Consider the following 13,575-nt stretch of genomic DNA (forward strand, 5'->3'; position numbering starts at 1 on the left):
CTATCTGGAGCAGCACCCGCACAGAATCTGGAGGCACAAGGTTATGGGTAAATATCGGGCACTGTTGCGGCTTGCGCGTCGTATCGGCCCCGCCATCGTTTTCGTGATCACACGTTACGGACCGCAACTGCGCGCCCTCATCCGCGAAAACCCGCAGATTGTGTCCAAAATTCAGAACCGCATGCATCAGCTTGCCGGCAAAAACCCGCACGAGCGGGAAGCGCGTAGCCTGGGCGGCCGCATCGAGATCCTCAAAGAACACGTCACCTATCTCTATGCCTCGGCCAATACCCCGGAAATTGCCGAAAAAGCTGCGGCCTGGCGTGCGGAACTCGATTCTATTGACCGGGCGATCCCCGTCCTTGATGCGATGGCCCGCACCCAGCGGCTCAGCGAGCAGCGCAAGCTCTCCAAGCGGATCGACGCGCTATCCCAGAGCATTCTTTCCGCCAGCCTCAGCGATTACATTGAAGACGCCATTATTGACGACGACGCAGCTGCCCCCGGGAACGCGGTGCCGGGTGACGACGCTACTCCCGGCGCCCCCGAAACTGACAGCCCCGGAACGAATCGCCATTAGCGCGAGTGCTCCGCAGAATTGTGCGGGGCCAGTCCCAAAACACGCGGGATATCCGGGTTGAAGAAATGTGGGCCCTTGAGAACTTTGCCGTCCTCCCGATAGATCGGCCGCCCGTCCGCCCCAAGCTTCGATAGATTCGAAGCCTGTACCTCGGCAAGCACATCGGCCATCGGAATACCCAGCTCTAAAGCCATCCCGTAAATGACATACACCAAATCCGCGAGCGCATCCGAAATCTCAACGATATCGCGGCTCTCATCATCAAGATCGACAGCGCGCTCAAAAGCTGCGCTGATCTGCTCACCAGCCGCCTTACCGTAGGCAGCGGTCACCAATTCGGTGAATTCCTCAGCGATAAGGGACATACGCATCGGCAGGCGCGGCCGATGCGCATTCGGCCCGTCGGTGACGATGGGAAGGGAGTACGTTTCGTGGAATTGCCGTACCAGATCCTCCGGGCGGCGCGGATCGGAAAAAGCCGGATGCTTTTCACTGGGCCCAAACCAAGCGTGCGCGGGCTCCATGGCCTCCCCGCGCTGGAGAGTTGCCTGGAATAAACCGTAGACCTCGCCCTTATTTACCGTGACCGCCGGGCGAATACCAAGGAAGGAAAAGCCGAGCTTCCACGCGATCTTTGCCGAAGCCCAATTAATATCTGAACCTTGCACTTCGCAATCCCAATGCATGGCGGCAAGATCAGTTTTATCAAAGAAATATTCCAGCGCTGCGCGAACGGCTTCCGTCACCATGCCGGTGTTACGGGCCTCTTTGGCGGCCCAAAAGCCGAGCCGGCCGATGCGTCCGTTTCCCGTTACATCTACCTGAACGCATCCCAGCGGCGCGGATTGAGAGGTGTGGCGGATCAACCACACCGGTGAACCTTCGGCCCATTTCCGCGGCGCGAACTCCGTGACGAAAGCTTCGGCATCAGAGCGCGAATACCCGGCCGGAATCGTGGTCCAGCGTTGGATATCCGGATCTGCGCATATCGTCGCTAGTGCGGGAACATCCGCGGGGCGCGGAGCGCTGAGAAAGTACGACGGCGTGGTTAGTGTGAACTCCTGCATGGCTTTAGTGTACGCAGGCCAGCAAGCCTACAAAAACGCGAGGCCCGAACCGCCACACAGTTCGGGCCTCGCGCCAACCCTCGCGCTCTTCGCGGAATCTCAGCAGAACCGCAAGAAGCAGCTAACCTCGGGGCTTAGGCTTCCACCAGGCCGTGCCGCTTGAGCAGCGCGGTGGCATCCACGTCCCGCCCCAGGAGCGCCGCGAAGGACTCCTTCGGATCACGGGAATTACCCCGCGAGAGGACCTCGCGGCGCAACTTCTCGCCAGCCTCGCGATTGAGGCCCAGATCGCCCTCCCGCGCGGCGTCGTGCTGGAACCACGCCACCGTATCCGCGTCCAGGGCTTCACACCAGGTGTAAGAGTAGTATCCAGCAGAATATCCACCGGAGAAAACATGGTTGAAGTAGGCGCTGCGGTACCGGGGCGGCACCAGCTCATGCTGGACACCCGTGGCTCGCAAAGCCTTCTCCTCGAAAGCTTCGAAGTCGGCGGGGCTTGCCGGGACTTCGGCTTCGCTGAGCCGATGCCATGCCTGATCGAGAAGCACCGCCTGCTCAATTTCGCACATGCGGAAGCCGGCACCGTAGCCGCGCGAGGCAACGAGGGCCTCGGTTTGGGCGGCGGGAAGGACTTCCCCGGTCTGGTAGTGGCGAGCGTAGCGTGCGAGTACCTCCGGATGCCGCGCCCAAATCTCGTTGACCTGGGAGGGGTACTCCACAAAATCACGCGGAACATTCGTTCCGGCCACCGAGGGCCAGCGCACGTCGGAGAGGAAACCGTGCAAGGCGTGCCCGAATTCGTGGAAAGCAGTTTCCACTTCGTCCCAGCTCAGCAAGGTGGGCTCGCCGGGAGCCGGCTTGGTGATATTGAGGTTATTGCAGATAACCGAAGCGGGGGATCCCTCCGCGGATTTTTGCACGATGGCGTGCATCCACGCGCCCCCGCGCTTACCGGGCCGCGCATAGTAATCACCCAGGAAGTAGCCAAGGAAGGTGCCGTCTTCTTCAGCAACCTTCCACACGACCACGTCATCGGTGTACCCGCGCTCTTCGGTCCGGGTGAAGGTCAGCCCGTAGAGCTTATTCGCCGCGTAGAAAACACCCTTTTCCAGCACGTTATCGAGTTCGAGGTACGGGGTAAGGGCCTCGTCATCAATGCTGAACTTTTCGGCGCGCGCCTGATTCTGGGCCCGCACCCAATCGCTGGCGGTGAAGGTGTCCTTACCCCAGCGTTCCTTGACGAAAGCGGCCAGCTCCTCAGCTTCGGCAGCAACGTTGCGGGCGATGGGCGCCATCATGGGGGAGAGAAGCGCATCGATGTTCTCGAGCGTCCCGGCCGAAGAATTCGCGGCCACGTAGGCGGCGTGGTTCGGGTAGCCGAGCAGCTTGGCGGCCCGAGCCCGCAGCCGCACCAGTTCCAAAATGGATTCGCGGGTATCGGTTGCCGCGTCGTGGCCGTCGCAGCGCCGCAGGGATGCCTCCAGGAGGCGGGCGCGAGCCGCGGCGTCGTCCAAATTATCCAGCAACGGCTGCTGCGTGGGAAGACGCAGCGTGGCGAGATAGGCGGCCGAGCTATCAGCCGCGGCGGCCTCCCCGGCCAGCCCCTCCCGCTGGGAAGCGGAAAGGCCGCTGAGCTCGGCTTCGGTGAATTCCACTGCGTCATCCAGACCGGCCTGTACGATACGCTGACCGATCTCGGTAGAGAGTTCGGCCATGCGGTTATTGATAGCCGCCAGTTCGCCCCGCGCTGCCTCAGCGAGCCCGGCACCGGACTGCTGGCAGCGCTTGAGGTGTTCGCGGGCGGTATAGGCGGTTTCGGGATCCAGGTCCGCCTCGCATAGCTGTTCAAAACGCCGGTACAACCGCGGATCCATATAGAGCGCGTCCTCGTGCGCGGTCATCTTCGGGCTGAGCTCGGCCTCCACGCGATCCCAATCAGCCCCGCCAATCGAGGAACAATAGGTGTAGAAAATCGAAGCTTCCACCTCGAGCTGCGCTCCGGAGAGCTCAAAGGGGCGCAGGAAATTATCAACGGTTGGCGCATCCGTCACCTCGAGAAGAGAGGCGACGACGCCGCGCTGGTGCTCCATCAAATCAAGGACCGTGGCAAGTTGGGATGCCGGGGTCACATGCGAAAAATCAGGTAAGAGAGTACTCATAGGCTTAACGGTAGCGGCCCGGGCCGAACAAGTACCAGCACGGCTCGCACGACAAGTACCGGCGTGGCCAGGCATAATCAGGCGTAAGTGGAATCACACCTCTGCGCGGGCCTGCGATTTGAAAAAGCAGGCGCGGGCCTGGTAGATTCTTCTCTGTTGCTCAGCACGGCGTGCTGAATGGCAATCACCGCGCGGGTGGCGGAATAGGCAGACGCGCTAGCTTGAGGTGCTAGTCCTCGTATAGAGGGTGGGGGTTCAAGTCCCCCTCCGCGCACGGTGAGAAAGCCCCGGAAAACACAAATTCCGGGGCTTTTCGCATGGCTGGGGTTCCCCGGCCCGGCCTGGGGAGAGGCTCGGTGCCGAAGAAGTTAGCGAATCGCGTGCCTTTCGGGGTATTCTAGGGCCATGGCTACGAATCCGCGCGCTGCGCTTGACCGTCTCATCGGTGCTTTCGAGGATTTCCACCAGGCGGCTACTACCGCTGATGACCCGGAAGCTCCGGCGGTGCTGGAAGCCGCCGATAAGCTGGCGGATGCTTACACCATTTACGATGACGTCATCTTCACGAATTTTGATGTCGAAACACCGCTGGATGTCTTCGATAGCGATAGCGAAGATTTTTACGAGGATGATGATTCCGAGGATTACCTCTACGACACCGATGATTACGACGATCTGGACGACGATGATGACGATTCAGACGATGATTACGATGACGATGATGAGGATTACCCCGGTCTCGATGACGAAGAAGACGACGACGCCCCCGCATCCCGTTCCTAAGAAATATCGTTGAGCGCCTCGATCACCAGATCGGGAAGTTCTTCACCACTCGCGAGGGTTCCCCCCAGCAGGCTTGTTAATTGACTGGCGGTACGTGCGCCCACCAGCGCCGCGCTTACGGGGGCGGATAGTATCCAGCCCAGCGCAACTTCTGCGGGATTCCAGTTCAAGCCGTCAGCGGCTTTCGCCACTGCCTCCACGATCCGGCGCGGTCCTTCGCTCAAATAGGGGGCCACAAAAGCAGCCAGGTGATCGGAGGCAGCCCGCGAGGTGGCGGGAATAGAATGCCGGTATTTCCCGGTGAGCACCCCGCGGCCGAGTGCTGAGGTGGCGAGCACCCCGATCCCCATAGCTTCACACATGGGAAGTGTGGATCTTTCTACACTGCGCTCCACCAGCGAGTATTCTTCTTCCACCACGGTCAGCGGAGGCAGATGGCGTTCCCGCAGCATAGTTTGCATAGCCGCCACCCGCCAGGGTTCATACCCTGATACTCCGATGTAGCGTGCTTTGCCGCGGGTTACCAGCCCGGCCAGGGCTAGTGCGGTTTCCTCATCCGGGGTCACGCCATCGGGGCCACCGGCTACGGCGATATCTACGGTCTCGATAGCGAGCCGGGAGAGCGAGGCGGCGAGGGAACGTTCAATACCGGCCCGCGACACGCTATAGCTCGGACCGCTCGGATTATCGAGGAAACCTACGCGGGTGCAGATGGTGAGCTGGGAGCGAGCGGCGTCGTCGCCAAAAAAAGAGCCGAGCAAGGAGCCGAGCAGTGCTTCTGCCGCGCCATCACCGAAAGCCGGTGAGGTATCTACGAGGGTGCCGCCCGCGTCGAGGAAAGCGCGCAATTGCCCGCGGGCCTCCTCCTCATCGGTATCGCGACCCCACGTGAGCGTTCCCAAGCCGAGAGCGGATACAAGAAGCCCGCTGGCACCAACTGCACGATAATCCATAGCTCCACTCTAAACCACTGTGTCAGCCGGACACCTCACCGCGCGCGCACGTCCCGCCCGCTATGCTTAGGCCCCGTGGGTTATCTAGAAGCAGCCATTCTTGGCTTTGTGCAAGCGCTAACGGAATTCTTGCCGATTTCTTCCTCGGCGCACATCCGGATTGTCGGTGATCTTTTCGGGTGGGGAGATCCGGGTGCGGCGTTCACCGCGATTATTCAACTGGGTACCGAAGCAGCGGTACTCTGCTATTTCTGGAAAGATATCGTGCGCATTATCCGGAAGTGGTTGTGTTCGTGGACCGGGCGGGTGGCGCGCACGGACGCGGATGTACGCATGGGCTGGGTGGTCATTATCGGCACGCTTCCCATTGGCATTCTCGGCCTTCTTTTCGCGGACACGATTGAAACATCGCTGCGCAATCTTTATATCACCGCGGCTGTGCTGGCGCTGTTCGCGATTTTCCTCGGGCTGGCGGATCGCTGGGCCAGCCAGCGCAAAGAGCTGCGCGATATGAGCTACCGCGACGGCTTGCTTCTCGGTTGCGGGCAGGCTCTCGCGCTTATTCCGGGGGTGTCTCGTTCGGGTGGAACGATTACCACCGGCCTGCTCCTCGGCTACACGCGCGAAGCTGCCGCGCGGGTCTCTTTCCTTATGGCGGTGCCCGCGGTGCTGCTCTCCGGTTTCTACCAGCTGGTCAAATACGCCGGAGACGCCTCGATTCCGGCCGGGCCCACGATTCTTGCCACGGTGATTTCTTTCGTTCTGGGGTACGCGGTGATCGTGTGGTTCTTGCGTTTGGTCTCCACGCGTTCGTACCTGCCCTTCGTGATCTACCGTCTTGGATTGGCGCTACTCGTGGTGGTGCTCTTGGGCGCCGGTACGCTCTCTGTTTTTTAACGACGACGCCGCGATGGCTCGCCTTGCACCGGTGTTCTCTGAGAGCTAGCGGCGTACTGGGTAAACTGTGCTTGAGTTCCTCACGTGGAGGACTCGCGACGTAGGAGACTAACGGATAACCAGATGGAGACTTGGACACGCCCGGAGGTACCACCACTGGGATTCACCCCGGACCTCAACCTTTACGATTCCGATAATGAGGAAATCTGCCGGGTAGAAACTCGGCAACCTACCCTCTATACCTGCGGTATCACGCCCTACGATGCCACTCACCTGGGGCACGCTTTTACCTATGTGAGCGCCGATACCTTGGTGCGGTACTGGATGGCGGCTGGCCTTCCGGTTCGCTACGCCCAAAACATTACGGATATTGACGATCCGCTTTTCGAACGCGCCGAGCAAACGCGGGTGGATTGGCGCGAACTTGCCGATTCTCAAATAGCGCTTTTCCGTTCCGATATGGATGCGCTGCGAGTTGTCCCGCCCGGGAAATGGATTGCGGTCTCCGAGATTTTGGACGAGCTGGAGGCCGTTGTGCGCGATTTTGAGGCTCGCGGTCTTACCTACCGTTTGCCCAATGGGGACGGCTCGGAAGATATCTATGTTGACCTCACCCGTGACCCGAGTTTCGCTGCCGCGCCGGTATTTGAGTATTTGGATCTCGAGCAGATTTTTGACGAGCACGGTGGGGATTCCACCCGGCCGGGCAAACGCCGCACCCTTGACCCGCTGGTGTGGAAGGGCGTGCGCGGTAATAATTTCCGACCCGCGGGGGAGAAACCCGGATTCTGGCGGCCGGGCTGGCACGTGGAATGCGCGCTGATTGCCCGCACCTACCTGGGAGAACATATCACCGTGCAGGCCGGTGGGCGCGATTTGCTGTTCCCGCACCACGAAATGAGCGAGAGCCATCTGCGAGAGATGACCGATGATCGCGGCCGGGTAGATATCCACTTCCATGTGGGTATGGTGGCCTACCAGGGCGAAAAAATGTCCAAGTCGCTGGGTAACCTGGTGCGGGTTTCGGAGCTGACCGCGGCAGGCGCGCACCCGAGTGCTATTCGCCTGGTTCTTTTGGCCAATCATTACCGCTCCGATTGGGAATACGAGGCGAGTGCGCTCCGGCGTGCCGAAGCCCGCCTGGAATGCTGGCAGCAGGCAGCCCGCAGTGCGCTCGCAAAGCCCGCGGCCGCTGCGAGCGCACCCGAAACTTCCGCTGCGCCAGCCACAACACCCGCGGAGTTAGCTCCAACGTGCCGGGCACTTATTGACGCTATGTCCGATGATCTGGATACTCCGCAGGCACTGCGCATCCTGGATGACTGGGCGGCAGCCGGGGCACCCGATACGGAACAGGTGGCCCGCGCCGTTGATGCACTCCTGGGGATTCGGCTTCTTACCCACTAACCGCAGAACAAGGGACAGGTGTTCGAGGCACCAGACCTGAGGCAGATGGCTCAGGTGTGGTGCCTGAGGGCGGGCCTGGTGCCCGAGGGCAGCACGGGCGATGCGGCACTGCGTTAACTATGTGCGGTGCGCATCTGCTCCACCCCCTCACTGCTGAGCTGCGGGGGAGTGCCGCCGAAGGCCGGGCAGATCTGCTGGAAATAGCACCAATCGCACAGCCGGGAGGTACGCGGTTCGAATTCCCCCGAATCCAGGCGCGCGGCGATGGCCCGCCAGGTTTCCTCTAAATCCATGGCGATACGCTGGGTATCTTCCGGAAGCGGATCATAGGTGAGGGTGCGTCCATCTTTGAGGTAGACAAGTTGGGTGCGAGCCGGGCGCTGCCCTTCCGTCAGCTCTAAAAGCAGGGCATAAAAGCGCATCTGGTACAGCGCTTCGTTCTGGTAGCGCGGGTGTGGTGACTTCCCCGTTTTGTAGTCAACCACGCGCAAGGCTCCATCGGGTGCCGCGTCAATTCGATCCACGATTCCGCGCAGCGCTAAACCGGAGGGCAGGCGGGCATTGATGAACTTCTCCCGATCCCGCGGCGCCAAAAAACGCGGATTCTCCATATGGAAATAGTTACTAATAAGAGCGCGGGCCTGCTCCAGCCATTGCGAGAGTGCATCCGCGGATTCGAAAAGATCGGCATCCTGAGGGGACTTTTCCAGGTGAGCTTCCCAGCGCGGCAGCAGGAGGGACTGGGCATATTCCTCGGTGCGTTCGTGCTGCGGTGCGGCGTATAGGTACTCCAAAACAGAATGCACGAGAGTGCCGCGTAGCGCGGCGAGGGAAGGCGCTTCGGGAAGGTGATCGACGCTCCGGAAACGGAAGAGTAGCGGGCACTGCTTGAAATCTTTGGCACGTGATGGTGATAGTGCGGCGTGACGAGTCATGATTCCACTTTAACAACTCGCTGCGACAGAAAAATCTGTCGCACGGACAAACTACACTGGAGGAATGACACTACGACGAGGCCCCTTCCGCCCCGGTGAACGCGTGCAACTCACCGATCCTAAAGGGCGGCATTACACCATCAATCTTACGGTTGATGGCTATTTCCAGTCCACGCGCGGTTCCTTCCGCCACAGCGAACTTATTGGACAAGAGGAAGGCAGCCTCATCACCACCCAGGAGGGCCGCGAATTCCTTGCCCTGCGCCCGCTCCTGAGCGATTACGTGCTCTCCATGCCCCGCGGTGCCACCATTGTGTACCCGAAAGATGCGGCGCAAATCATCCACGCCGCGGATATCTATCCGGGGGCGCGAGTTTTTGAAGCCGGGGTGGGCTCCGGCGCGCTCTCCATTTCGCTGCTCCAGGCGGTCGGCACCGAAGGTTTTCTTCTGAGCGCGGAACGCCGCCCGGAATTCGCGGAGATAGCGCAGGCCAATCTGGTGTCCTGGTGGGGGAAGCACCCGGATAACTGGCGGGTGGAATGCGGGGAGGCCGCTGATATTTTGGCTGCTCACCCGGCAGGTTTTGATCGCGTTATCCTCGATATGCTCGCTCCCTGGGAAATCATTCCGGCGGCCGCGCAGGCTCTGGTACCCGGCGGGGTTTTCCTCGCCTACGTTGCAACGACGACGCAGCTCTCCCGCTGCGCCGAAGATCTCAAAGCCACCGGACTTTTCACCGGCCCCGAGGCCAGTGAAACTCTGGTGCGTACCTGGCACTTAGAGGGACTCGCGGTGCGTCCCGATCACCGGATGGTCGCGCATACCGGCTTCCTCATTTTGGCGCGTCGGCTAGCCGGGCCGACCCGGCTAACTCCGGCATCCCGCCCGGCCAAGGGTGCCTACGCCGAACCTATGCCCTGGGAAAATAGCGAAGCTGCACCACTTCAAGAACGCCCGATTGCAGAAAAGAAACTGCGTAAAGTCCGCCGTGACCTGGCACACCGAGCCGACGTAGAAGAAAGCGGGGTATCTACTCCGGGGGAACATTCTCGCAAGATAGCTGAGAAAATCGCGGCGGAAATCGCCGTCCGCGAAGCCGAAAAACAGCGGCGAGCAGAGGAACTCCGGCAGGTGGAAACACAAGGGCAGGTGGAGGAATCCCGCCAGGTAGAGGACTAGTGGCCTAGCTTCGGGAGCGCCGGGGATGCTATATCCCGGGGTGGGCGGTAAGGTTGGCCTGTCCTAGAATAAAGGGACGATCAGAAAGGAAGCCATGAGCACATCGGAGTCGAGCGCGGCTCTTGCCGAAATCGCGTCCTTGCGTGAGAAAAATGAACGGCTTTCCACCTCGCTGGTCGCCGCCCGCAAACGGATCCAGGAATTGGGGGAGAAACTCGATTCCCTTTCCCGGCCGCCGGCTACTTTCGCCACCTTTATTCGCGGGCATTCTTCTGATCATTCCATTGACGCCCTCGTAGGCGGCCGAAAAATGAATGTGGCTGTGTCCCCGTATGTCGCCTTGGAACAATTACGCCCCGGCCAAGAAGTACGCCTGAATGAAGAACTCGTGGTGGTCGGCATCGGCGGCTACGAAAATACCGGGCAACTTGTGGCCGTGGAGCTTGTCCTGGATCCCCAGCGGGTGCTCGTGCGAGTGCACGCGGATGAAACAAAGGTGCTGCGCATTGGCGGGAAGCTCTCAGCCTCTAGCCTGCGGGTGGGAGATACCTGCATGGCGGATCTGAAAACCGGGTTCCTGGTTGAAAAAGTGGAACGGCCGGATGTCGAACACCTCTTACTCGAAGAGGTGCCGGATGTTTCTTACGCGGATATTGGCGGTCTGGATGCCCAGATTGAGGAAATTCGTGACAGTATCGAATTACCCTTCCAGCAACCCGAACTCTACCGAGAGCACGGCCTGCGCCCACCCAAGGGAATTTTGCTCTACGGGCCTCCGGGAACGGGGAAAACAATGATCGCGAAAGCGGTGGCCACCTCCCTCGCGGAGAATGCTGCGCGCGCCCAGGGGGTAGCCAAGGCATCCTCGTACTTCCTCAATATCAAGGGCCCGCAGCTTCTCGATAAATACGTGGGGGAAACCGAACGCCAGATCCGCGAAATCTTTTCGCGGGCCCGGGACCGGGCCTCCTCGGGTATTCCCGTTGTTATTTTCTTCGACGAAATGGAAGCCCTCTTCCGCACCCGCGGCTCAGGGGTTTCTTCCGATGTGGAAACAACCGTGGTGCCCCAACTTCTTGCCGAAATTGACGGGGTGGAACAACTTTCTAACGTCATTGTTATCGGCGCCTCCAACCGGGAAGATATGATCGACCCGGCTATCTTGCGGCCCGGCCGACTCGACGTGAAAATTCGGGTAGAACGCCCCGATTACGCGGGAAGCGTGGATATTCTCTCCAAGTACCTCACTCCGGATTTGCCCTACGCTCCGGCTGATATCGAAGCCTACGGTGGCGGGGCCGGAGCTGCTGCCCATCTGGCTCGCCTCATCGCGGATAGCGTTTTCGAGGCATCCCCGGAGAATCGATTTGTTGATGTCACCTACGCCTCGGGGCGGAAAGAAACTCTTTACCTTGCCGATTTTGTATCTGGGGCGCTGCTGGCAGGCATTGTTGATCGCGCGAAAAAGGCAGCTATCAAAACATATTTGACGAGCGGTGTGCGCGGCATTACCGCGGAACACGCCGTGGCCGCGGTCCACGCTGAAGCGCGTGATAGCTCGGAACTGGATCAGATCTCCAACCCGGATGAATGGGCCAAAGTCAACGGTAAAAACCGCGGGGAGCGAATCGTGGCGGTGCGGCCGCGCCAGGTTGATCCGGCATGCCAGGCCGACGCAAGTGCGCAGCCCGCACGCAACACAACGGGGAAGGAGTCACGGTGACAGCACGTCGAGTCATCGGCCTGGAAACAGAATTTGGGATTATGGAACCCGCTGCGCCGCGGGCAAATCCCGTGGTGCTCTCGGCCGATTTTGTAGAAAGCTACGGGCAGGGCGGGGAAGGAGCCGGCGCGCATGGCCCGGTGGCCTGGGACTACACCGGGGAAGACCCCCTCAATGACGCGCGCGGTTTCCGGATGAGCCGGGAGGAGGCGGATCCCTCTCAGCTCACCGATGACCCCGAACATCCCGCCCCGCCCGCTGGCGTCGTCGTCGTACCTAGTACGGAAGATGACGCAGAGCTGCGCCGCCCGCGCGCCGCCAACGCGGTCCTCACCAACGGCGGACGCCTCTACGTTGATCATGCCCACCCGGAATATTCGGCGCCGGAAACCGCAACTCCACGGCAAGCGGTGCTGTGGGACCGCGCGGGTGAACTCATCGCGCGGCGCGGCATGGAATTGTTGCGCGAGCGCGGGCGAGAATTTGCGATCTACAAAAACAATGTGGACGGAAAAGGCGCGGCCTACGGTTCCCACGAAAACTACCTGGTGGATCGGGCGCTACCTTTTACGGAAATCATCCGCTACCTCATTCCATTTTTCGTGACCCGGCCGATTCTGTGCGGCACCGGGCGCGTGGGGCTCGGCCCGCGCTCCGAACAACCCGGATTCCAAATCTCGCAACGCGCTGACTACGTGGAAAATGACGTCGGGCTGGAAACTACTTTCAACCGGCCCATTATCAATACCCGCGATGAACCCCATGCGGCCGCGCAGCGGTTCCGGCGCCTGCACGTCATCGGGGGAGATGCCAACCAATTCGACGTGTCTATCCTGCTCAAGGTCGGCACCACCTCGCTGGTGCTGTGGATGCTAGAACAGGATGCGGTGCCGCTCGGGCTGGAATCCGTCATCATGGATAATCCCGTGCCCCTCACGTGGACGGTATCCCAGGATCCCACCCTCTCCACCAAACTCGAAGTACACGAAGGCGAACCGCGCACCGCCCTGGAGATTCAGCAGATCTACCTCGATGCGGTGCGCGATGCGCTGGCCGAACACGGTGAGGTAGACCCGGATACCGCCGAGATTCTCGAACGCTGGCAAAACATTCTTGACCTGCTCTCCCGTGATATTTTTTCCGCCGCACCCCAGGTGGAATGGGTAGCGAAATACCAGATCCTCAACGAATTACGCGAACGCGGTGGGGGAAGCTGGGATTCGGATAAGCTGCGTGCCCTCGATGTCCAATGGCACGACCTGCGCCCCGAGCGCTCCATCGTAGCGAAGCTCCGGGCCGCGGGCCGGGTGGAGGAGCTGTTCTCGGAGGCGGAGATCGCCCACGCTGCCCGGCAGGCCCCGGGCTCCACCCGTGCGTATCTCCGCGGGCAGCTCATCTCCCGTTTTTCCGATCACGTGGCTGCGGCCAGCTGGTCGAGCGTGCTGCTACGCGATAGCACCGGCCAGCTTCATCGCCTCAACTTGCCCAATCCGAACGCCGCGAACGAAGCCGCACTGGGAGCTACCCTGACCGCCGCACACACGATAGACGACGTTATAGCCGCGCTCACCGCGGCGGGTTCCTAGGCGAAGTCGCGCCACCGCGCCCGGCCCGGCACCCTGCCCCGGCCGCGCACTCGGCCCGCAGCACCCGGCCACCCGTGCGCATATCACTACCAGAGAAGAGGAAAGGAAGAAATGTCCAGTCAAGAATTCCTGCAGCCCCAACGCCGTCAGGAAGAACACACCGAAGTGGAGGCCCCGCAGGCACAGAACCAAGATTTTGGTATTGATGCGCTGCTCGACGATATCGACGCCGTGCTGGAAAGCAATGCGTCCTCCTTCGTGCAAGGATTCGTACAGAAAGGCGGACAGTGATACCCCGTCGCGTT

Annotated in this window: 12 protein-coding genes and 1 tRNA gene; 9 read left to right on the plus strand and 4 right to left on the minus strand. The window is 60.8% G+C overall.

Annotation, left to right across the window (positions count from 1 at the left end; all coding sequences use genetic code 11):
- Nucleotides 1–43 precede the first annotated feature (43 nt).
- Entirely contained in the window at nt 44–580 is a 537-nt protein-coding gene (locus ACTFPK_RS00375; protein ID WP_439910854.1) for a hypothetical protein, read from the plus strand.
- Here the strand turns inward: ACTFPK_RS00375 and ACTFPK_RS00380 are convergent.
- The gene (locus ACTFPK_RS00380) at nt 577–1,647 is read right to left on the minus strand and encodes a GNAT family N-acetyltransferase (protein WP_274734058.1); all 1,071 of its coding nucleotides are present in this window, start codon (nt 1,645–1,647) and stop codon (nt 577–579) included. The two genes, ACTFPK_RS00375 and ACTFPK_RS00380, sit on opposite strands and share 4 nt — an antisense overlap.
- A 134-nt stretch (nt 1,648–1,781) precedes the next feature.
- On the minus strand, nt 1,782–3,806 hold the full coding sequence (locus ACTFPK_RS00385) for a M3 family metallopeptidase (RefSeq protein WP_274734057.1): 2,025 nt from the start codon (nt 3,804–3,806) through the stop codon (nt 1,782–1,784).
- Nucleotides 3,807–3,995: 189 nt separating this feature from the next.
- On the opposite strand from ACTFPK_RS00385, the gene ACTFPK_RS00390 reads away from it, so the two are divergent.
- A tRNA-Leu gene (locus ACTFPK_RS00390) sits at nt 3,996–4,080 on the plus strand.
- Nucleotides 4,081–4,211: 131 nt separating this feature from the next.
- Nucleotides 4,212–4,589 (plus strand): hypothetical protein, encoded by a 378-nt coding sequence (locus tag ACTFPK_RS00395; RefSeq protein ID WP_126134958.1) that lies wholly within the window; start codon nt 4,212–4,214, stop codon nt 4,587–4,589.
- On the opposite strand, the gene ACTFPK_RS00400 is transcribed toward ACTFPK_RS00395, so the two are convergent.
- Nucleotides 4,586–5,542: an aldo/keto reductase gene (locus ACTFPK_RS00400; protein WP_439910855.1), complete on the minus strand. Its 957-nt coding sequence runs from the start codon at nt 5,540–5,542 to the stop codon at nt 4,586–4,588. The genes ACTFPK_RS00395 and ACTFPK_RS00400 overlap by 4 nt on opposite strands.
- A 75-nt stretch (nt 5,543–5,617) precedes the next feature.
- Here ACTFPK_RS00400 and ACTFPK_RS00405 point away from each other — a divergent pair, with 75 nt between their 5' ends.
- Nucleotides 5,618–6,439, plus strand: a complete 822-nt coding sequence (locus ACTFPK_RS00405; protein WP_274734055.1) for an undecaprenyl-diphosphate phosphatase — start codon at nt 5,618–5,620, stop codon at nt 6,437–6,439.
- A 123-nt stretch (nt 6,440–6,562) separates the two neighbouring features.
- Nucleotides 6,563–7,846, plus strand: coding sequence for a hypothetical protein (locus tag ACTFPK_RS00410; protein WP_274734053.1), 1,284 nt, complete (start codon nt 6,563–6,565; stop codon nt 7,844–7,846).
- Nucleotides 7,847–7,959: 113 nt separating this feature from the next.
- Here the strand turns inward: ACTFPK_RS00410 and ACTFPK_RS00415 are convergent, their stop codons facing one another.
- Nucleotides 7,960–8,781, minus strand: a complete 822-nt coding sequence (locus ACTFPK_RS00415) for a RecB family exonuclease (RefSeq protein WP_274734052.1) — start codon at nt 8,779–8,781, stop codon at nt 7,960–7,962.
- A 64-nt stretch (nt 8,782–8,845) separates the two neighbouring features.
- Between ACTFPK_RS00415 and ACTFPK_RS00420 the strand changes: the two genes are divergently transcribed.
- The 4 genes from ACTFPK_RS00420 to ACTFPK_RS00435 all read left to right on the plus strand — a co-directional run bounded on the left by ACTFPK_RS00420 (nt 8,846) and on the right by ACTFPK_RS00435 (nt 13,561).
- Complete coding sequence (locus tag ACTFPK_RS00420; RefSeq protein WP_274734051.1) at nt 8,846–9,961, plus strand: tRNA (adenine-N1)-methyltransferase; 1,116 nt, start codon at nt 8,846–8,848, stop codon at nt 9,959–9,961.
- 94 nt (nt 9,962–10,055) lie between these two features.
- Entirely contained in the window at nt 10,056–11,684 is a 1,629-nt protein-coding gene (gene arc, locus ACTFPK_RS00425) for a proteasome ATPase (protein ID WP_274734050.1), read from the plus strand.
- Nucleotides 11,681–13,270 carry a depupylase/deamidase Dop gene (gene dop / locus ACTFPK_RS00430; RefSeq protein WP_274734049.1) on the plus strand — a complete coding sequence of 530 codons (1,590 nt, stop codon included), beginning with the start codon at nt 11,681–11,683 and terminating at the stop codon, nt 13,268–13,270. Before arc ends, dop begins: the two co-directional genes overlap by 4 nt.
- 111 nt (nt 13,271–13,381) lie before the next feature.
- Nucleotides 13,382–13,561 carry a ubiquitin-like protein Pup gene (locus ACTFPK_RS00435; protein WP_126134950.1) on the plus strand — a complete coding sequence of 60 codons (180 nt, stop codon included), beginning with the start codon at nt 13,382–13,384 and terminating at the stop codon, nt 13,559–13,561.
- The last annotated feature ends 14 nt before the right edge of the window (nt 13,562–13,575 follow it).

The organism is Actinotignum sp. UMB0459 (genome assembly GCF_051905915.1).
GTDB classification, from domain to species: Bacteria; Actinomycetota; Actinomycetes; order Actinomycetales; family Actinomycetaceae; genus Actinotignum; species Actinotignum sanguinis.